This window comes from Pseudoalteromonas sp. TB25 (assembly GCF_000497995.1).
GTDB lineage: Bacteria > Pseudomonadota > Gammaproteobacteria > Enterobacterales > Alteromonadaceae > Pseudoalteromonas > Pseudoalteromonas distincta.
On sequence record NZ_AUTI01000255.1, the window covers coordinates 1 to 20,904 of the forward strand.

General features: G+C 38.6%; 21 protein-coding genes and 1 pseudogene. 11 read left to right on the forward strand and 11 right to left on the reverse strand.

The window, feature by feature from the left end; genetic code table 11:
- The 4 genes and pseudogenes from L652_RS0108025 to L652_RS0108040 all read right to left on the reverse strand — a co-directional run.
- A pseudogene (locus tag L652_RS0108025) lies at nt 1-227 on the reverse strand (IS66 family transposase); the annotation flags it as partial.
- Between the two features lie 70 nt (nt 228-297).
- On the reverse strand, nt 298-651 hold the full coding sequence (gene tnpB, locus L652_RS0108030; protein ID WP_024596033.1) for an IS66 family insertion sequence element accessory protein TnpB: 354 nt from the start codon (nt 649-651) through the stop codon (nt 298-300).
- A complete protein-coding gene (locus L652_RS01000000123500) occupies nt 648-944 on the reverse strand; it encodes a hypothetical protein (RefSeq protein ID WP_024596032.1) in 297 nt (98 codons plus the stop codon). Before L652_RS01000000123500 ends, tnpB begins: the two co-directional genes overlap by 4 nt.
- A gap of 710 nt (nt 945-1,654) precedes the next feature.
- A complete protein-coding gene (locus L652_RS0108040; protein ID WP_024596140.1) occupies nt 1,655-2,698 on the reverse strand; it encodes an IS110 family transposase in 1,044 nt (347 codons plus the stop codon).
- A 455-nt stretch (nt 2,699-3,153) separates the two neighbouring features.
- Between L652_RS0108040 and fadR the strand changes: the two genes are divergently transcribed.
- Together fadR and L652_RS0108050 are read left to right on the forward strand one after the other, a co-directional pair.
- Complete coding sequence (gene fadR, locus L652_RS0108045; RefSeq protein ID WP_004335692.1) at nt 3,154-3,867, forward strand: fatty acid metabolism transcriptional regulator FadR; 714 nt, start codon at nt 3,154-3,156, stop codon at nt 3,865-3,867.
- Nucleotides 3,868-4,229: 362 nt separating this feature from the next.
- Nucleotides 4,230-4,835: a peroxiredoxin C gene (locus tag L652_RS0108050; protein WP_007378637.1), complete on the forward strand. Its 606-nt coding sequence runs from the start codon at nt 4,230-4,232 to the stop codon at nt 4,833-4,835.
- Between the two features lie 79 nt (nt 4,836-4,914).
- On the opposite strand, the gene L652_RS0108055 is transcribed toward L652_RS0108050, so the two are convergent.
- Nucleotides 4,915-7,506: a TonB-dependent receptor gene (locus L652_RS0108055; protein WP_024594789.1), complete on the reverse strand. Its 2,592-nt coding sequence runs from the start codon at nt 7,504-7,506 to the stop codon at nt 4,915-4,917.
- 428 nt (nt 7,507-7,934) lie between these two features.
- The gene (gene smpB, locus L652_RS0108060; protein WP_004335699.1) at nt 7,935-8,414 is read right to left on the reverse strand and encodes an SsrA-binding protein SmpB; all 480 of its coding nucleotides are present in this window, start codon (nt 8,412-8,414) and stop codon (nt 7,935-7,937) included.
- Nucleotides 8,415-8,560: 146 nt separating this feature from the next.
- Between smpB and L652_RS0108065 the strand changes: the two genes are divergently transcribed.
- Nucleotides 8,561-9,001, forward strand: coding sequence for a type II toxin-antitoxin system RatA family toxin (locus L652_RS0108065; RefSeq protein WP_024594788.1), 441 nt, complete (start codon nt 8,561-8,563; stop codon nt 8,999-9,001).
- Complete coding sequence (locus L652_RS0108070; RefSeq protein ID WP_024594787.1) at nt 8,998-9,321, forward strand: RnfH family protein; 324 nt, start codon at nt 8,998-9,000, stop codon at nt 9,319-9,321. The genes L652_RS0108065 and L652_RS0108070 overlap by 4 nt, the downstream gene beginning before the upstream one ends.
- Before the next feature lie 133 nt (nt 9,322-9,454).
- On the opposite strand, the gene bamE is transcribed toward L652_RS0108070, so the two are convergent.
- The gene (bamE, locus tag L652_RS0108080) at nt 9,455-9,814 is read right to left on the reverse strand and encodes an outer membrane protein assembly factor BamE (RefSeq protein ID WP_004335706.1); all 360 of its coding nucleotides are present in this window, start codon (nt 9,812-9,814) and stop codon (nt 9,455-9,457) included.
- A 107-nt stretch (nt 9,815-9,921) separates the two neighbouring features.
- Here bamE and L652_RS0108085 point away from each other — a divergent pair, with 107 nt between their 5' ends.
- Nucleotides 9,922-10,251, forward strand: coding sequence for a GIY-YIG nuclease family protein (locus L652_RS0108085; protein WP_024594786.1), 330 nt, complete (start codon nt 9,922-9,924; stop codon nt 10,249-10,251).
- Between the two features lie 94 nt (nt 10,252-10,345).
- Here the strand turns inward: L652_RS0108085 and L652_RS0108090 are convergent, their stop codons facing one another.
- Together L652_RS0108090 and ilvC are read right to left on the reverse strand one after the other, a co-directional pair.
- Nucleotides 10,346-12,265 (reverse strand): methyl-accepting chemotaxis protein, encoded by a 1,920-nt coding sequence (locus tag L652_RS0108090; RefSeq protein ID WP_024594785.1) that lies wholly within the window; start codon nt 12,263-12,265, stop codon nt 10,346-10,348.
- A 192-nt stretch (nt 12,266-12,457) separates the two neighbouring features.
- A complete protein-coding gene (gene ilvC / locus L652_RS0108095) occupies nt 12,458-13,930 on the reverse strand; it encodes a ketol-acid reductoisomerase (protein ID WP_004335714.1) in 1,473 nt (490 codons plus the stop codon).
- 138 nt (nt 13,931-14,068) lie between these two features.
- On the opposite strand from ilvC, the gene ilvY reads away from it, so the two are divergent.
- From ilvY to L652_RS0108125, 6 genes are all read left to right on the forward strand, one after another.
- Nucleotides 14,069-14,974, forward strand: coding sequence for an HTH-type transcriptional activator IlvY (ilvY, locus tag L652_RS0108100; protein ID WP_024594947.1), 906 nt, complete (start codon nt 14,069-14,071; stop codon nt 14,972-14,974).
- A gap of 116 nt (nt 14,975-15,090) precedes the next feature.
- Nucleotides 15,091-16,137 carry a GGDEF domain-containing protein gene (locus L652_RS0108105; protein ID WP_024594946.1) on the forward strand — a complete coding sequence of 349 codons (1,047 nt, stop codon included), beginning with the start codon at nt 15,091-15,093 and terminating at the stop codon, nt 16,135-16,137.
- A gap of 401 nt (nt 16,138-16,538) precedes the next feature.
- Complete coding sequence (locus L652_RS0108110; RefSeq protein ID WP_024594945.1) at nt 16,539-17,351, forward strand: MipA/OmpV family protein; 813 nt, start codon at nt 16,539-16,541, stop codon at nt 17,349-17,351.
- A 1-nt stretch (nt 17,352) separates the two neighbouring features.
- Nucleotides 17,353-17,733, forward strand: coding sequence for a DUF3019 domain-containing protein (locus L652_RS0108115; protein WP_024594944.1), 381 nt, complete (start codon nt 17,353-17,355; stop codon nt 17,731-17,733).
- Between the two features lie 14 nt (nt 17,734-17,747).
- Complete coding sequence (locus tag L652_RS0108120; protein WP_024589922.1) at nt 17,748-18,440, forward strand: response regulator; 693 nt, start codon at nt 17,748-17,750, stop codon at nt 18,438-18,440.
- Between the two features lie 25 nt (nt 18,441-18,465).
- A complete protein-coding gene (locus tag L652_RS0108125; protein WP_024594943.1) occupies nt 18,466-19,713 on the forward strand; it encodes an ATP-binding protein in 1,248 nt (415 codons plus the stop codon).
- Between the two features lie 91 nt (nt 19,714-19,804).
- Here the strand turns inward: L652_RS0108125 and L652_RS0108130 are convergent, their stop codons facing one another.
- Together L652_RS0108130 and L652_RS0108135 are read right to left on the reverse strand one after the other, a co-directional pair.
- Nucleotides 19,805-20,026: a DUF3820 family protein gene (locus L652_RS0108130; protein ID WP_024594942.1), complete on the reverse strand. Its 222-nt coding sequence runs from the start codon at nt 20,024-20,026 to the stop codon at nt 19,805-19,807.
- 350 nt (nt 20,027-20,376) lie between these two features.
- A partial coding sequence (locus tag L652_RS0108135; protein WP_024603397.1) for an NAD(P)-binding protein occupies nt 20,377-20,904 on the reverse strand: 528 nt, incomplete at its 5' end.

Below are 20,904 nucleotides of genomic sequence, written 5' to 3' on the forward strand. Positions count from 1 at the left end.
GCAAGCTCATCAGGTTGCTCAATGATGTCTTCGGCTTCATTAAACAATTCACCTTGTGCGTCAAAGCCTTCGGTACTTTTACCAAATTGTTTTTGTTGCGCTAGGCGGAATTGCTCCTCTAGATACCGGTTTCTCGCAGTCGCTTGCGCTAACTTTTCAGCGTGCTCTACCAACAGCTTTTTAAGCAACGCCGGATCGTTTGGAAGGCGGTTAACATCAATATTCATCCTTCTATTTTATAATGTTTTTTACCGTAAACTAGCTTAATGCGATGGTTAATATTGATCCCGCGACGATCTAAATAATGCTAGCGTTTTCGATGTTGATTTGTTGATGCCCTATGACATCATACCCAGATAATAACCAGTGTAATTGTTGCTCGGTTAAGTTTAGGGTGTCGGCGCTGAGGTTTTTCGGCCATTTAAATTTGTGCTTATCGAGGCGTTTATACCACAGGGCAAAGCCTGTGTTATCCCAATACAATATCTTCAGCTTATCTCGGCTTTTATTACAAAAAACAAACACGGCACCGGATAGCACTGACAGTTCGAGTTCACTTTCAACAATGGCCGCTAAGCCATTAATGGATTTTCTGAAGTCGACAAACTGATTGCAAAGGTACACGTCGGGCACATCAATAAACATGTTCATGCTTGCAGCGCCTTTATTAAATTAGCCACCCATGTAGGCTCAGATGAGGTTGGTATAGTTAAATGAGTTTCACCATGAGATAACGTGATTGAGGCATTCACTTTATGGGGAATGGCTTTGTTTTGCACTTTCACCAATTTAGGTGCTTTTGCAGCGTCTTGTAACTTAGACCGATATTTATAAAAGTTTGAAGTGGGTAACATGTTTTCTTTACAAAATGCGACAATAGATAAGCCGCTGGTTTGTTGCTGCTCAATCAATTTTTGCCAGTCATTAAGGGTTCTTTTTTGCATAATACCTCCAGTAGAAACTGACGATATTTTCTATTAATTAAATCCACTCTGCTAGGTGTCGTTGCTCGGACGCTTACATTACGGTTTGCTATATAAGCATCTTTATGTGAGCAAATTGTCGGCTGAAGAAATTGACTCTCACATTGATAGTCTTCTGGAAATGGGGTTAAGTGAAAGAGCTCACCCTATATTTCGTTTGGGGTTGTTAAAGCAGTACGTCGGGTACTAACACATATGAGCCTTAACTCTGTCAATAGGCATTAGTTTTCTTTTTGACCGTTTTTATAAATTGACGGTCAATTCTAAATCAATAAACAAATTCGTTTACTTCGTATGTCGATGCGGCTGTTAAGTAAGTAGCTTACGGCAAACACATATAGAGGCTCTCTTATTGCGATCTCATCGCAGCCAGCTTTTTCCCATATCCTTTTGGGGTTGCTGGGGCACTAGACATTCATCGGTTAACCTCATCATGGCACTATTCAAGGCGGCTGGTTTCATCATTATGATCCAGTTAGTTTCAGGCTCAAGTCAGGTGTAAGCGACTTTGTTTATTGTATTAATGCACGCGTACTGAGCGTCTAATCAAGACAAGTGGCTTAGGTCTGTAGGCATATAATCAGGTTAAACCTTGTTGGTTATTAACTCACCTAATTGATTGATGCTCAGCCTTATATCCAGTTAGATGTTCAGCTCACTCAATACCGTGACTAACTCTTTAAGAATTTTGCTTCATCGAATACCGTCTCTTTTTTAAGCATATAATAAACACAGCGACCAAGCTTATGCGCAAGCGCTGACAGTGCTTTGGCTTTACTCATTCGTTTTTGTAGTTTTTCGAGGTATTTGTTGGCGTTGTGATTGTGACGCAGCAGCAATACAGCGGCTTCGGAGAACGCCCATTTTAGATGTGCATTGCCAATTTTGTTACCTTGGGTGCCATAGGTTTTGCCGGCAGACTCTGCTTTACATTTGACTAACCGACTATATGAAGCGAACTTTTGTAGGCTTGAAAAGCGATTAATGTCACCAATTTCATAAATAATGGTAAGTGCGAGAATGCGGCCTATACCATTTATTGTTTGCAAGATATTAAGGTGAACAGGATTGTGTTGCTTGGCCATTTGTTCAATATAATGCTCTAAAGGCTTAAGCTCGCTGTGATAGCAATCGAGTATGGCCATATTTAAATTAATGGATCGTTGCACAACGCGGTCAGGGAAGTAGTAGCGCATCTTTTCTCTGTCGCAGACGTTCTTTAAATTCACGTTGTGGGCAGGTAAATTGTACTGGCTGGCGGTATTGGCGACATGGGCTTTTAAATCAGCTCCGTGGCGAACAATTTTAGTTCTTCGGCGTAATAAGTCGCGCGTAGCACGCATATCTTTGTCATACACATAAGCAAGTGGGAAGTTTCCCCCACGGATGAGTTTGGCAATTTTATATGAATCTATTTTATCGTTTTTGGCTTTACCGCCATGAATCGCCTTCATATATAACGCATGACCGAGAATAAAGTCGATAGTGTGTTCTTTACAAAAGTCAGCGACCCAATACCAGCAATGCATGCATTCTACGCCAACCACAATGTTACCGGTATACGGTTTAAGTAGTTTTAGTAGTGCTTCTGGGTCATCTTTAATTTTCTTGTGAACAAGGATAAGTCCTGTATTATCAATGATACAGACGTAAAGTAATCGCGCGTGTAAATCGATTCCACAATAATATGGATGCATGTTATTGTAAAAGTTCATTGAGCTTTCTCCTGTAAGGTTGGTTGCCTTTTCTGCGTAGCGAATAATCGCGATGCTAGGGAGGAGGCTCAATGAGTATCAAGTCAATTCAGCAGGACAAAAAACAGTTGGTTTTGCTCCTGCGTCGCTAATTTTAACCAACTATTTTTTGCCTCTGATTGAGGCGTTACGAACGTCCGCTCATGGCACTCAGCTGACGTTAGGTATTTACACATAGCTGCCCTTGATATACGTGTGATTATAATTTTTATATATATGGACTGTGCGTTCAATTAAAAGCCAATTCTGATCTTTTTACCAAGCCAAAAATCTCACGCTGTGCAACAATCTCACCTTTGATATGTATGATCATTATTAATATATATTACTTTACTTGTTAGTTGTGCTTCGTCTGGTACAATCAGTCAGTTATTCGTGTAAAACGATGAGTGTTGATTAATTCGAGTGGGAACTGGATGAGAATTTTTAAAGCGAAAAGCCCAGCAGGATTTGCTGAAGAATATATAGTTGAGTCCATTTGGAACGGCGATTTCCCTCCAGGTTCAATTTTACCTGCCGAGCGAGAACTTTCAGAGTTAATTGGTGTTACAAGAACAACCTTGAGAGAAGTATTACAGCGTTTAGCACGTGATGGTTGGCTAACAATTCAGCATGGTAAACCTACAAAAGTAAATAACTTTTGGGAAACGTCTGGCTTAAACATTCTTGAAACATTAGCGCGCTTAGATGAAGACAAGATGCCAGAGCTGACAGATCAGCTTTTATCTGCACGTACTAATATTAGTGCTATTTATACACGTGCTGCAATTAAGTTAAATCCTGAACGCGTGATTGAAATTTTATCACAAAGCCATGAGCTAGAAGACACCGCTCAAGCATTTGCTGACTATGATTATAAAGTGCATCACGAATTAGCCGTTGCGGGTAATAACCGTATTTATGTATTAATACTTAATGGTTTTAGAGGCTTTTATTCAAAGATTGGTTGTCATTACTTCTCTGATGCCGGAACTCGTGAACTTGCTCGTCAGTTTTATAAAGATTTAACCATTTTGGCAGAAAATAAAGAGCATGATGGTGCTATTTCGATGATGCGTAAATACGGTCATCAAACAGGTGAGATTTGGCAAAAAATCCGTGGTGATATGCCCTCAGATATAATGGACTAAGTCTAAGCGAGAAACCTGCATTTGCAGGTTTTTTTATATCTATAAAATTTAGCGCCACCTTATATGAAATTCTAAAAAGTTTAATGTATAAACCACTTCGATATTTTTAAAATTTCTACTTAGTTACAACGCAACTTACCCTTTAAAATAGACCTATTATTTAAGCACATTAGTGCAAGTTGCAAGTGTTCGGTATTTTCGATTGCTCACATCGTTAAATGCGATTGTTCTTTTGCAGTGAATAACTTTAGAATGCCAATTAATTATATGTATGCGCTATTGGTTTTTAATTTTTAGCGCCCATATAAGTACCAGTATTGCGAAAGCAATTGAAAACAAACTCAAAATATTTGGAGAATAAAATGGGTGTATTAGTAGGCCGCCAGGCACCAGACTTTACCGCTGCAGCTGTTCTTGGTAACGGTGAAATTGTAGATAGCTATAACCTTCATGAAACAATTAAAGGTAAAAAAGCAGTTATCTTCTTTTACCCACTAGATTTCACGTTTGTATGTCCTTCTGAACTTATTGCATTTGATAAGCGTTTTGAAGAGTTTCAAAAGCGTGGCGTAGAAGTAATTGGTGTTTCTATCGATTCACAATTCTCACATAACGCATGGCGTAACACTGCTGTAGCAGACGGCGGTATTGGTAAAGTTCAATACGCACTAGTTGCAGACGTTAAACACGAAATTTGTAAAGCATATGACGTTGAGCATCCAGAAGCGGGTGTTGCGTTCCGTGGTTCTTTCTTAATTGATGAAGAAGGTAACGTACGTCACCAAGTAGTGAACGATTTACCACTAGGTCGTAACATAGACGAAATGCTTCGCATGGTTGACGCGCTAGCGTTCCATACTGAGCACGGTGAAGTATGTCCTGCTGGTTGGACTGAAGGTAAAAAAGGTATGGACGCAAGCCCTGAAGGCGTTGCTAAGTTCTTATCTGAAAACGAAGGCGAGCTATAATTTAGCCCTTAGTTTTAAATAAAAAAAACCNGGTTTTTTTATTTGTAGCGTTAGCTCACTTTAAAATAAGCTCGCAAAGTTAAAACGAGAAGCTAACTTTAGTATAGAAGTATCGGCCTCTAGGGTTGTGTACACCTGAAGCATAACCGTATAGATCAGCGTCGCCATCACCAATTGCAAATGGTGGCTCTTCATCAAATAAGTTATTTACACCTAGCGATACTTTAGTTGAGTCAGTAACACGATAAGATGTTTGTAAATCTACCAATGTTTGCGAATCAACCATACGTGATGTATTGCTATCAAAGTCTAAATTACCGTCAAAATCAATATCTGGGGTATCTTCAAACTCACCTACATAACTGATGTTTACGTTTGTATTAAACTCGCCAATTTCCCAGTTTGTAGAGAAAATCCAGCGGTGCTCTGGATAGCCATACTCACCGGTGTAATCGCGGCCATCTTTTTCAAATTTATCTTGGTATGCCCATTCTAAATTAAATTTCAATAAACCTAAGTCATCAAGTGAGTGATTGTAGTTAGCTGAAACATCGACCCCAGATACTTCTTGCGAAGAAACGTTTTCAAATGTGCTGTAAATTTTTTGAATTGTTCCTAAGCTATCGCCACCTGTAGGTGTTAAGCGCACACATACAGTACTATCTTGGTTATTACACTCAGAGTTATAAATTGGACCAAACTCTTGCTCATCAATTTTGTTATCTTGAGTGATGCTCCACACATCGACACTTAAACCAAACTCAGCAGAAGGCGCCCAAATAAAGCCGACATTCCATGATTCTGATTCTTCAGCTTCAAGGTCAGGGTTACCAGCAAATTCAATGTTGTAATCAAGTGCATCACAATCAAGGCCTGTTGCTTCACATCGGTATGTATCTACAAAGAATTGGCTTTCTTGAGATGGACCTAAACCAACTTGTGCCAAAGAAGGCGCTCTAAAGCCTTGTGCCCAAGAGCCACGCACTGTGATTTCATCAGTAGGCGCCCAGCGAAGAGCTACTTTAGGGTTTGTTGTTGTACCGAAGTCACTGTAGTCATCGTAACGGCCAGCAAGTTGTAGCTCTAAATTATCAGCAAGAGGGATAGAAAACTCGACATAGGCGGCGTATTGTTCACGATCTGCAGATGCAGATACAGACTCTGTGCCAAATATTAAACCACGTTGAAATTGATCATCTGGAATGTCATTAACGTCTTCTTCACGGTACTCAATACCTGCAGCCATCATTACTACATCATCGCCAAAACTAAATGCTTCACCTGTAATGTTTGCATCAAAGGAAGTCATGTGAGACTCACCACGACGCACTAAGCTTGTTGTAATACGATCAATTACAGCAGGGTCGTTGTATGTGCCACCAAATGGATTGTAGTTTCCTGCATCAATTTCTTGTTGTAAGAAATCAGTACGCACCCAACCTTGTGTTCTATCACCTGTTTGCAAAGATTTACTTCGGCCTTTTTGTACAGCGGTTTCCCAGCTCCAGTCATTAAACTCACCTCTAAGCCCTGCAACAAAGCGAAGAGTATCTGATTCAATATCCCATTGGCGTGCGCCAGCATCAACTGTACGGTAACGACCAATTTGAATGTCTTCACCAAATGGATTGTTAGGGTGGCTAGCTGGGACAGTTAAGCCTGCATCTTCATCAAGTGGAGTAGGGGCTCCGGCCGCAACAGACGTATTGTGCTGTACTGCCATTTCTAAAAAGCCCGTAATGCCATTATCAAAGTTATATTCAAATTGAGAAATAGCACCCACGCGTTCAGACGCTGGTGCGATATAACCGTAGGGGCCGTAATCAAATAAACAACTGCCGCTTGAAGTTGCATTTTCAGCAGGACAAGCCGGATCAATTGTTTTAACACCGTCTACATAAAAATATCCAGGGAAGCCACGAGATGAGCGAAAATCTTCGCCACCATAAGGTGATTGATTTGCTGTACCTAAGCTGCCCATTTCATCAGAAGAAAGAGATGTATTTTTAAAGTAATCGATAATAACTGATGCGCTACTTTTCTCGCTAGTAGTACCCCATACTAAACTTGCTGTTGTTTCTTCATAATTTGGACCATCAGTACCACCGTAGCCCAAATTAACTTCAACACCGTCAATGTCTTTTTTCAAGATAACGTTTACCACACCCGCCACTGCGTCTGAGCCGTAGATAGCTGAAGCACCATCTTTTAGTATATCGATTCGCTCAATGGCAGAAACTGGGATACTGTTAATATCTACAAATGAGTTTGTGATACCTTCGGCAAATGCACTAATAGATACACGACGGCCATTGATTAGTACGAGCGTAGCATCAGCACCTAAGCCACGTAAACTAACAGCAGCAGACCCATTTGCAGTTGAGTCTTGGTTGTTACCACGTGTTGAGAAAGTACCGCTACCCGCGACAGGCATTCTTTCGAGGAGTTGTTGTAGGTTGTCATAACCCATGTTCTCAATATCAGCTCTTGCGATTGATTGAACCGGAGAAGGTCCTTCGATATCTGAACGTTTGATTCGTGAGCCAGTTACTTCAATGCGCTCTACTTTTTTAGCTTCTTCAGCAGCGTAAGTTGTTGTTGTAAAACCTGCTGAAAGTGCGATTGTAGCACCTGCAATTAAGCTAGGTGTAAATGCAATTGATTGCTTCATCCTTAAGTCCTTGTTGATATGTTATAAATTTAGTTGCTCTATACCAATCCTTTTTAAACTGTTAAATAAATCCCATATTTAAGCGGATTGATATAACAAGCGACGACATTAATATCATGTAACTTAAGTGTTAGCAATTAGACTGAAATGTGATTTTAGTATGGTTTTTTGTGTGTTTTTGGATGATTTTAAAACAGATGTTATGCGCTGAAGAAGGTTGAAATAGGCGCATATGCTTTATTTTGGAAATAACAAATACAGCCTAAATACGAGTAATAATTAAATTAATTAATTCACAATAAAATTGTAATAAATTATTTACATGTGTATTCTGAATAAATAGTAATCTTGTTGTATATTAATAAAACAAATAATAGTTGGTTTTTTTTAATAAAAAAAACGCCTAACTTGTTAGTTAGGCGTTGTGCTTATACTTTGTGTTTCATTAAACGTTCTTTTTCGCGAGACCAATCTTTATTTTTCCCGTCGTCACGTTTATCGTGCAACTTTTTACCTTTTGCTAGATGAAATTCAAGTTTTACCCAACATTTTTTCCAGTACATAGCTGTAGCTATTAATGAATAGCCATCTCGCTCTGTTGCACCGAGTAGACGGTCAAGTTCGCGTCTGCTTAATAGTAACTTACGATAACGCAACGGATCGCAAATTACATGGGTTGATGCACTATTAAGTGGTTGGATTTGCGCGCCAAGCAAAAATGCTTCGCCATTTTTAAGATGAATATAAGTTTCGGTGATGTTTACCTTACCTGCTCGGATACTTTTTACTTCCCAGCCTTGTAGTTCAACACCTGCTTCAAACTTATCGTGTAAAAAATACTCATGTCGCGCTTTTTTGTTTAGCGCGATGGTATTACTTGTCGATTTTGATGAATTTTTCTTAGCCATAGTGCCCTATAATATACGTAATGTGAGATGTTTTACATCGATTTTTTAATAATGCTTTTAAAAATTAAGCTTTAATTTAAGCAGCATGAAAATTTGGGGAAACGCGCAAAGCTTGCTAAAATTCGCCCACACAGTTGGGAGTGAGTATGCCACAAATAGAAAAAAGTGCGCTGGTTATGTACAGCACTAAAGAGATGTTTGATCTAGTTAATGATGTAGAAGCTTATTCGCAGTTTTTACCAAATTGCTCAGACTCAAAAATTGTTTCACAGCATGATAATAACATGACCGCGAGTTTAGAAATATCCAAGGCGGGTATAAAAAAGTGGTTTACCACCGAAAACACCTTTGTTGATGAGCAAACAGTGTTACTAAGCCTTGTTGATGGACCATTTAAGATGTTAAAAGGACGTTGGCACTTTCAAGAGCTTGACGCCAAAGCATGTAAAGTTCACTTGCAACTAGAATTTGAATTTTCAAATAAGTTAATAGAGCTTGCCTTTGGTAAGATTTTTAACGATGTTGCAAAAAATATGGTGAGTGCATTTACTCAACGTGCAAAACAGGTTTATGGAGCGAGAGCATGATTAATGTTGAGGTGGTCTTTGCATTACCAACCACGGCCACGTGTTTATCAATTGAAGTGCCACAAGGGACTACAGTCGAGCAAGCTGTTATTAAGTCAGGTATTATACAAAAGTGCCCTGAGATAGATGCTACATCGCTAACGTTAGGTGTGTGGAATCGAACTGTAAAAGCTAACTATGAATTAAAAGACGGTGACCGTATAGAAATATATCGTCCATTAATTGCAGACCCTAAAGATGCGCGTAGAAAGCGTGCAGAAAAAGCTAAAGAAGAGGGGCGTGCAAATAAAATAACGGGTGGCCGCCCACTCGAAAAGTAACGCAAATCGGTATAAACGTGGAAAAATTTAACGGATTAAATCACACGCTAACGTTGTTTAAAATGGTAAAAGCTTTTAAATAAACCAATAAAAAAGGTGAGCCATGCTCACCTTTTTTTACCACTTGAGAAATTTATTGCTCGAGCGGTGTAGTAAAGTTTTCAGGTTGGTCATAATCCCCTGAGATTGAAACTAACTTTTCATTTTCAAAGTTAATTACTAACTCTTTATTTTGCTCGTTTTTACGGCCCTTATTAAAGCTGTAAATATAACGCCAAGTATTGTTATCAAAGGCGTCTTCGGCAATAGGTCTGCCTAATACGTAAACAACTTGCTCTCGAGTCATATTTACACGAAGTTTTTCAACATCCGATTGCTCTAAAAAGTTGCCTTGTGGGATGTTAATTCGGTATACCCAGCTAGAGCAACCTGCTGCTGAGCTAAGTGTTAAAGCAACGATAAGCCAAAGAGAAAAAGTTTTTAACGACTGCATTGTTAGTTGTGATCCTTATTTTTTATAATCTGCATGATACCGATTAGTCACTGAAGGTAAAACCCTTTTAAGCAATTGTTTTATGTTAAGGGCGTTAAGGTAATGTTTTGACCATAAATAATGAAAAAAGTTTACAGCACATCGAAACGAATATTTTAAAAACGGAGTCTACTTGGTTTTTATATATAGTTGAGACACGATTTGGTCATTGGTACACAGGGATCACGACTAATGTTGAAAAACGCTTTGCAACTCATCAAGCCGGCAAAGGGGCCAAAAACCTTAGAGGGAAAGGGCCGCTTTTACTTATTCATCAACAACAAGTTGGTAATAAAAGTGAAGCAAGTAAACTTGAGTATCAATTAAAAAAGCTCCCTAGAGCCAAAAAAGAAGCATACGTTTTAGCATTTAATACCGGCGACACTAAAATCATTTAGTTAATTTATTTAGATTAAACCGTATTCGCTGTGGGCAAAAGCTAGCTTTTAATATAGCTTTTGCTCACAAAGGAAATATAGCAGTTATAGCTGCTTAGCGATGTTTTTCAAAGGTAGCGACAAGTGCATCGAGTGTTTGAGCGCTGTTTGCCAAGTCACGAATAGCTTGCTCTGTATTGATTTGCTCGCTCATTGCTTTATCGCTAATTTCACTTATTTGCTCTATGTTACGACCTACATCAGCAACCACATTACTTTGCTGCTCAGTTGCAGTTGCAATAAGCGTAGCCATATCGTTTATTTGATTAGCTGTTTCGGCTATCGCATCGAGTAATTCTACTGAGCTTTGCATGGCTCCAACGCTTTGCTGCGCTTTATCTTTTGATTGGCTAATATCGTTAACTACATCATCAGATATTCTTGTAAGCTCTTCAATCATAGATTGAATTTCGGTGGTTGATTGCGATGTACGGTTTGCCAGAGCGCGTACTTCATCAGCAACAACAGCAAAGCCTCGGCCGTGCTCACCTGCGCGAGCAGATTCAATTGCCGCGTTTAAAGCAAGTAGATTAGTCTGATCCGATATCCCTCTAATTGAATCCACAATACTTGCTATATCAACCGTTTTTTTAGAAAGCAAAGTAACTTGCTCTGTTATGCCATCAATATCGCTAGCTAGGGCTGAGATAGTTGCCTGGCTTTGTAATACTTGTTTGTGGCTTTGAATGGTGTTCTCACGGCTGTTATCGGTTAACTTAGCTGTATTCGCTGCGCTTTGTGCTATTTCTTGCACTGTAGCGCCCATTTCGTTGATAGCTGCTGCGACAGATATTGTTTGCTCTTTTTGATTATCAATTGCTTGCGAGTTTCGTTTTGCCTGTTCAAATACATGATCAGAACTTTGGCGAATATCGTGGCTTTCACTGGCAACTTGAGTAATCGCTGTTTCTATTTTATTTATAAACTGGTTAAAGCCATTACTTAGATTGTTGAGCTCTGGTTGGCTTGATTCTGGTAAGCGGTACGCTAAGTTTGCATCGCCAGAGCCTAAGCGTGAAAATAACTCAGCCATTTTAGAAAGTGGAGATGAAAGAGAGCGAGCAAGTAAGTAACTAATCAAGCTAGCAACTAACGCGGTAATTACTGTAAAAGTAAATATTTGCCATTGTAGGGTGTTTACACTTGCGAATACTTCACTTTTTGGTACTTGAGCTACAACATATAAGTCAGTGTTTTTAATTGGGGTTGCAGCTATAAGAGTAGGTTCGCCATTTAAGCTAATTTCTTCTAGTGCAAAGCCATTACTATTAAATAGTTGGCTGTGAATATTTGCAGTATATAAATCGTCAATATTTGCTTTTGCTACTTTATTGGCATCTTTATGAAGTTGAATTAATCCATTTTTATCTGCAATAAATACAAAACCTGTTTGCTCAATTTTAAATTGCTGTAATAGCTTTTGCATATCAGTGATGCTTTTTGCAAGACCTGCTAAACCAGTACCATTAGCTTGCTGATGATTTACAAACATTTTCACATCATTGGCTGACTCTTGATAAATACTGATAGAATAAGGTTGTTTTGATTGCTTAAAAGCAAAGAACCAGCCATCGGCTGCATCATTTTTTAACACACGCAAAAACCCATTCTGGTTCCAGTACTGTGCAGTGTCTCTATTTGCCCAAGATGCTGTTGCTAAATCGTATTGCTGGGCAACGCGATTTAATTCTTTTAATAATAAGGTGTCGTCTTGATTACTAGACTGAGCCCACTGTAAAACAAATTCGTTTGATGATAGTTGCTGAGCAGCACCAAGTAACTCATTAATTTCACCGCCTATATGATTACTGATTGTTTGCAGTTTACTAGGTAGCTCTGACTCGATCATACGTTGCTCAATTATGTCTTTAGAGCTGTATAAAGAGGTCAAGCCAATCAGTGCCGCTACGCATATAGCAATAACACTGCCTAAAGCTGTGATTTTTTGAGTAATAGAAAGGTTTTGTATCGTCATGATATTAGTTAATTTTACAACTGAGTAGAGGACTATACTAGCACATTATTTATTTAGAGCTAGATATTGCCTACTGTGAAATGAATAGAAGGTAGCGTGTTATGGTTAAAGTTTTATGAATATGCATAAAAAAGCCCATAAGCAAAGCATATGGGCTTGGTTTCTAACAAGCGAAACATTTATCGTTTAGGGTTAAACAATCTTTTTCATTGCTGACATGTAGCCACGTAATTTAGCACCTACTTTTTCAACTGGGTGTTCACGAAGGGCGGCGTTAATTTGAATTAATGTTTGGTTATCAACTTGGTTACTGTGCTCGCCAAGGCCTTTACCAATGACATCTGTATCAATTTTTTTCATAAAATCTGCAAGTAATGGCAAACATGCATGGTTATATAGGTAACATCCATACTCTGCAGTGTCAGAAATTGTACGGTTCATTTCAAAAAGCTTTTTGCGTGCAATAGTATTAGCAATTAATGGCGTTTCATGTAAAGACTCGTAGTAAGCTGACTCTTCAATAATACCGGCTGCTGTCATGGTTTCAAAAGCAAGTTCAACACCTGCTTTTACCATTGCTACCATTAAAATACCGTTATCAAAAAATTCCTGTTCTGAGATTTCTACATCGCCAGCAGGGGTCTTTTCAAAGTTAGTCTCTGCTGTTTCAGCGCGCCATTTAAGTAAGTTTACGTCATCGTTATTCCAGTCTTCCATCATAGTGCGTGAGAAAGTGCCGTCGATGATGTCATCTTGATGCTTATTATAAAGCGGGCGCATAATTAGTTTTAGCTCTTCGCTTAGTTCGAACGCTTTTACTTTTGCAGGGTTTGAAAGGCGGTCAAGCATGTTTGTAACGCCGCCGTACTTAAGTGCTTCGGTAATTACTTCCCAGCCGTATTGAATTAGCTTTGATGCATAACCCGCATCAACGCCTTTTTCTATCATTTTATCAAAACATAAAATAGAGCCAGTTTGTAACATGCCACATAAAATGGTTTGCTCGCCCATTAGGTCTGACTTAACTTCAGCAATAAATGATGATTTAAGTACTCCTGCACGGTGTCCGCCAGTCCCTGCTGCATACGCTTTAGCTTGTGCTAAACCATGACCTTGAGGGTCATTTTCTGGGTGAACAGCAATTAGAGTTGGTACACCAAAACCGCGTTTGTATTCTTCACGTACTTCAGAACCAGGACACTTAGGCGCAACCATGATTACAGTAATGTCTTCACGTACTTGCATGCCTTCTTCAACAATATTAAAGCCATGAGAGTAGGCAAGTGTAGAGCCTTTTTTCATAAGCGGCATAATTGCACTTACTACAGCAGTATGTTGCTTATCTGGTGTTAAATTAAGTACTACATCAGCTGTTGGGATTAGTTCTTCGTAAGTGCCAACAGTAAAGCCGTTTTCAGATGCGTTCAAAAATGATTGGCGACGCTCAGAAATAGCTGATGCGCGTAATGTGTAAGAAACATCTAAACCAGAGTCACGTAAGTTTAAGCCTTGGTTTAAACCTTGTGCGCCACAGCCTACAATAACTAGTTTTTTACCTTTAAGTGCATCAACGCCATCGGCAAATTCGCCTGCGTCCATAAATTCACATTGCGCTAATTGCGCTAATTGCTCGCGTAAAGGTAAGGTATTGAAATAATTCGCCATTGTTAGTGTCCTATAAAGTCATGTTTGTTAGATGCGCAATGTTTACTGCGCTTACAAACACCATATGTAAAATCGTTGCTTGCGTAAAATGATATATTTGAATTAAAGTGTTTCATAATATGAAATGCAGGGGGTTGGATGGAACATAAGCACTTAAACTACTTTTTAGCGTTGGCTAAAACACTTCACTTTGGGCGCGCAAGTGAGCTTTGCCACATAAGCGCACCCACTTTGAGCCGAAATATAAAACATTTGGAAGAAGAAGTTGGAGTAGCATTGTTTATCCGCGATAACCGAAGCGTTAAATTAACGCGTGAGGGGGAGTCCTTTATTGATTACGCAACGGCAACGCTTGCTAATTGGCAACGTTTTAAAACGAATGTAAAAGACCCACAACAGCATATTTACGGCAAAGTAAGTATTTATTGTTCTGTAACTGCATCTTATAGTTTTTTACATCAAATATTAGAACAACTTCGTGCGCAGCATCAGTACATAGAAATAACATTAAATACCGGTGACCCAGCACTTGCTATAAATCGTGTCCTAGATGGCCACGAATTAATGGCAATTGCAGCTAAGCCTAATAAATTACCGTCGCAAATTGCCTTTGTTGATATTGGGCACTCACCACTTTTATTAATTGGCCCAAAAATTCAATGTCCGATCACACAAAAGCTTACACAAAATAGTGATGACATTAATTGGTCTGATTTAGAGTTTATTGTCCCAGAACAAGGTTTTTCTCGCCAAAGGTTAGAGCACTGGTGGCGCAAAAATAATATTCACGGAAAAATCTACGCCCAAGTTGCAGGACATGAAGCAATGGTATCTATGGTGAGCTTAGGGCTAGGCGTCGCAATGGTCCCTAAAATAGTGCTAGATAACAGCCCGCTGCAAGATAAGGTACAAATCCTAACACCAAAAATGCAAGCACCTGAAGGGTTTGATATCGGTTTGGCGGTATTAAGAAAAGAGTTAAATGACCCTGCAATCAGTGCGTTGTGGAATATTGCGCAAACTTTAGAAGCAAAAGCAATTTAATATGCACACAGAGCAAGCAAATTAGTTAAATAGTATTAATATAGGTTGCGTATGAGTTTACTATTACTTAACATTGAGTGCTAATAATAAAAACAATGACGCTTGAGAGTTTATTTATGAACCACGCCGTATCACTTGCTCATTCTGCTCAATGCCTTAAAAAGGCGATTCCTTTGATGGTAAAATACCGCATGCCGGTTACGCCTATCAACTATGCAATTTGGTACTGTTACATTCAAGGGAGTAACCCTTCATTAAATGCTGAATTAGACCATGTTATTGCTGAGCAACAAACATGCTCACAAGACAAAGCAAAAGAAATTTTTGATAAGCATTTAACGCAAGACGATCTGGCTTTCTTTCAAGAAATGACTGAAAAGTTCCATACAACTATGGAGCAAGTCCAGCAAGATATAAGCACCACGCTTGAGCATTCCAAAAGCTTTACAACAAGTTTAGTTGATTCACAAAATGAATTAAATATGCTTGCTGATGTAAATTCTTATAATGAAATATTAGGTTGTGTAGAGCGCTTAACCGACGATTCTATTGCTATGCAGGATTATGCTAGAGAATTTCAAACTAAGTTAGCTGTTGCTTACAACGAAATAAAAGATTTAAAAGAAGCACTTAATATTTCAAAAGAAGCAGCTGATACCGACACGCTTACGGGGTTTTATAACCGAGGTAAGTTTGATTCAGATATCGTAAAATTTTGTTTTGAATACTCAGAGAAAGCACAGGAAGATTCTCTTGCCGTACTAATTATGTTTGATATTGATCACTTTAAACGTTTTAACGATGACTTTGGTCATCAAAAGGGTGACGAAGTGTTGAGGTTAGTTGCCAAAAAAGTGAGAGAAAATACAACTGAAACAGCAAATATATATAGATACGGTGGCGAAGAGTTTTGTATAACAGCTTATTTTGACACTATTAACGATATAATAGCGTTTGCCGATTGTATACGTTTAGCTATTGCGAAATTAGCGATTCGTAAAAAGCATGATATAACAGCTAAACGTGCTATTTCTGCAAGTTTTGGTTTAGCTATTTTACGTCCATTTACTAATAGCTCAGTTTTAGTTGAGCGTGCAGATAGAGCCTTATATATCGCAAAAACACATGGCCGAAACCGAATAGAAATAGCCCCTGATATTTAATAAGCATCAGAAGCTTGATTTATTACGGCTAAAGCCGCTATTAACTTTGGTAACCTAGTAGCTTGTAAGGTTAATAAAAAAAAGTTGTTAGAGTTGGCTTCCTGCAGATTTTATTTGAATTAAAGCATTTGCGAGGTTATCCCTCATTTCCAAAGTTTCTCAAAGCAGTGCCAGCTTAGCCAACGCACATAACTAATTTGAAGGGTTTGTCACTTCAAAAACACAAAAGTTAACATTTTTGTATACAAATTGTGAATAATTGTAACCAGCTAGAGCTAGTTTAAAAAGACCTTGCTAGTATGGGGAACTTACTTAATTTAATACTTTGATGTACGCTGATGCGGTATTCCTTCTCCTTATTAACTGCTCTATGTTTTAGCACTTTGTTTGCTTGCCTTTCGGTGCAAGCAACACAGGCAAGCAAGCATGCTGACGATTATACAGAGCAAGATATAACAACTGATCGCCTGCATTTGAGTTTAAGCGTTGGGGCTGGAGTTATAACCAACCCTTTGCATGGTGGAGATAATATTCCGCTTGTGCTTATTCCACAAATTGCGTTTTATGCAGAGCAATGGTTTTTTGATAATGGCCGCCTTGGCTATTCATTTTCACAATCCCCAAAGCATCACTTTAATCTAGTTAGTGAACTCAACTCTGAATCTCGCTTTTTTATAGACTGGCACCCTAAAAATGTATTTGCATTGCAAAGTAGTGCTCTTAATAATCAGTTTGTAATGCAAAATGAAGCCTCGTCCTCTCGCTACGCTGATATTGATAATTTGCATAAACGGCAAATTGCCTTGGATGCGGGTATTGCATATCACTATGTAAATGATGACCATGTTTTTTCAGTTCAGGCTCTGCATGATATAACCGATGTTTATCGAGGTGTACGCGGTGCATTGCAGTGGCAATATCATACTGTGCTAGGAAAGCTTAAAATAAAGCCAACACTTGGAATAAACTATAAATCTGCGGAACTAAATAGCTATTTTTATGGACTTAATGAGGGTGAAACTCAATTTGGCAAAATAGACGTTGGTAGTAGTTGGCAACCTTATGCTAAAATCGACGCCCGTTGGCCACTGAGTAAGGCTGACTCTCTTCGTTTTCATGTAGCATATTACGACTATTCGGCTATGGATGGCAGTCCGCTCTTTGAACGTACTTATTCAATGACTGCATTTATAGGATTCGATCGTACTTTTTAATATGAAGTATTCAATATTAGTTGTGTTTATTACCACTTTTTTTAGTGGTTTTAGTGTGGCACAAACCCCTGTTTTTAGTGTTTCTCCAAAAGTCTGCGTGGTTTCCGAACAGCAGGATTTTTGCGATCTTGATTTACAGTTTAAATGGCTATTAAACACCTATAGTGATGTCTGTTTGTATCAACAAGAACAACTACTTCAATGCTGGCAGCAGCAGCGTTCTGGGCAATTTAATTATAAAGCGCGTGTTCAGGTGGAGACCATATACTCCTTAATCAATCCTCATACGGGTGTGTTAATAGCAAAAACACAGGTTGAAGTACAAAGCGCCCATGCTAAAAAAAATAGGCGTAGGCTTCGCTCTCCGTGGAGCTTTTTTTAATTTAGGAGCAACTAATGCCAAAAATTTTACTTGTTGAAGATGATCTCGGTTTACAACAGCTAACAAAAGATTACCTTGAACATAATGGCCTTGAAGTCGAAGTGTTAGAGCGTGGTGACGAAGTGTTTAATTACCTAGAAAACAATACACCCGATTTAATGATTCTAGACGTTATGCTGCCAGGTAAAGATGGCTTTAGCGTTTGCCGCCAAGTAAGAGATAAATTTACTCTACCAATTTTAATGTTGACTGCTAAAGGTGAAGACTTCGACCAAGTGCTTGGTTTAGAACTTGGTGCTGATGATTATGTAATAAAACCAGCAGAGCCACGTGTATTACTAGCGCGGATCAATGCATTACTACGACGTGGGCAACCAATAGTAAAGTCTAGTGAAGAACTGCAGTTTGGTGATTTAGTCATCGATAAAACAAGCCGTATTGTAAAACTAAGTGATTCAGAGATTGTATTAACTTCGCACGAGTTTGAACTACTATGGCTATTAGCGTCAAATGCGGGTGAAGTACTAAGCAGAGAACATGTGCACCAACATATGATTGGCCGTCAATACGACGGACTTGATAGAACTGTGGATGTACGCGTATCACGAATTCGTAAAAAATTAGGCGATAATAGTGATAAGCCGTATCGTATAAAAACCGTATGGGGACAAGGCTATTTATTTGTTTCTGATGCATGGGATCTTTAGAACTATTTAAGGTTAATCGGCTGTAATGGGAAAACTGTTTACCAGCTTATACTTATATATCATTGTTTCATTATTTGTTGTAAGTGGTGTTATTGAGCAGCTGTGGCCCTATGAAGAGTCGCAGCAGCAGGTCTTCTTAGACGATGAGTTTGGGCAATCACTGTGGTTGCTTTCACAAACCCCAAATGGTCTTAAAAAACTAAAGCATAACTTTGAAAGTAAAGTGATTGAACGACGTGATTTAATACTTCCTCAAAAACAACAATCGCAGCTAAATCAAAACCACTACTTATATTTGTATGATAAGCAACAACGCATTGTTTGGTATGTAGATCTCGGTAATGATTCATTACTTCAAGTAGGACCGGTAGGCGTATTAACGCAAGAATCATCTTCTGTTTGGCCGTATTTATTACTACTTATTATTGTAGGTATACCAGTTGGGCTATGGAGCTTTTTACTCTGGCGTGACTTTGCAAAGCTACGTAAAGCGTGTGAAGCGGTAGAGGGTTTGCAAGACTTTCAACTAAATGACTCTTCTAAGTCTTTCTTTTTACCTATAACTGATACATTAAAGGTAATGCAGCAACGTATTGAGTTTTTACTTAGTGCGCAGCAAGAGCTTACCTCATCGGTGTCGCATGAGTTTAGAACACCACTAGCACGTTTAAAGTTTGCAATAGTCATGCTACAAGAACAAATGCTTGACGAAAAAGGCGAAAAATACCTAACAAACATGCAAACAGACATTAGCGAGCTTGAGTCACTTGTCTCTGAAATGCTTGAATACGCGCGATTAGACTCTCAACAACCAAGTTTACAGCCAATAAACTGCGATTTAGCTGGGCTGGTAAAAACCACTGTTGAAAAGCTAAATTTTGAAGCTAGAACAACGCTCTCTATAAACCTCCCTGAGCATTTAAACTACTACTGTGATAGCCACTTTATGGCGCGAGTATTTCAAAATTTAATTGGCAATGCGCTCAAATACACTCATCAACAAGTCAAAATTTCATTGCTACAAGAGGCAACTCACATAGTATTGATTGTTGAAGATGATGGTGGAGGGATTGACCCCGTTGAGCGAGAAAACGTATTTAAGCCTTTTACTCGATTAGATAAAAGTAGAGGCAAGGACACTGGTGGCTTTGGTTTAGGGCTTGCTATAGTTGCTAAAATTGTGTCGTGGCACCAAGGAGAGTGTAAAGCAGAAAGCTCAAGCTTAGGTGGTGCTAAATTTATTGTATATTTACCTCTTAAATTTAAGACATAAAAAAAGCGCCTAAGGCGCTTTTTTTGCGGTTAAAAACCAAAATCAACAAGTAGCAATATAATAGACCGCAAGTATTTAAAAAAGTTCTCAATTATTTTTTATTTTTTTCAAGTAATGGCATTAACATTTGCTCAAGGCCATTTAGTTTAACCTCATACATCATCGCTAGTTGGCTACCAAGTTTCGAGTTAGGAAATCCCTGCTGTTTGAACCACACCAAATAAGGTTCTGGTAGTAGTAATAAAGGGCGCCCAGCATATTTCCCAAAAGGCATCGTTGTATTTACAGCTATTTTTAATTGTTTTGGATCCATAAGAGTTACTTAGGTTTTAAAGTCTGCGTAAGTGTAAGGGATTTTAGAAATATAAAATAGGCTGTGACGGGCAAGAAACAGCCTATTTTGCGAGGGAGTAGGCCCTCTGATTTAATAATTTTTTGTTGATTAATATAAACCTAGTTGAACTTTAATTAGCTGGGATCTAATTAAGTTATTATTAGAACATGGGGTTTTATTTAACCAACATGGATAGTCTACCTGTTTTTTATGGTCGTGGTGAAATGGCTTGTAAAGGAATGTAAATAGAATTGCTTTTCATTTAAAAACTAATAACAAAGCCTTAATGATTTTAAGGCTTTGTTATTTATAGACGTTATAAAAAGTGATTATTCGTTAAATAGCTCTTGTTTAACGTGCTCTGCAAAACCACTACCTGCTTCTAAGTAAAAGTTATAAGTAGAATGAACACCCATTTCTTCTAGCTCTTTTTGTTGATCAGGGTAGTTTGCAATAGCTGTTACTTGGCCTTTATAACCTGAGGCTTGTAGTTGCTCTAGCGCAAAAATATTTTGCATATGCTTTGGCATTGCAAGCATGACCATTTCTACTTGCGAATGATTTACTCGTTGCCAAAAGTCAGGATCTGTTGCATCAGCAATTAATACGTTGCGGCCTCTGTTAACGTGCTTATCTACCACTTCAGGTTTTATATCTATGCCTGCAACAACATTTGGGTGAGTCGCGTTGATTGTTTCATAAGCACCAGTACCAATACGTCCCATACCAAAAATGACTATTTTAGTATCGTTTAGGTTAACAGGTAGCTCTTCAGCTAAACGAGTTTTGCTTTCAAACTTTAATAGCCAGTGCTCTATTTTTACGTATAGCTCGTTTGAGCGCTTATTTAACGGCGA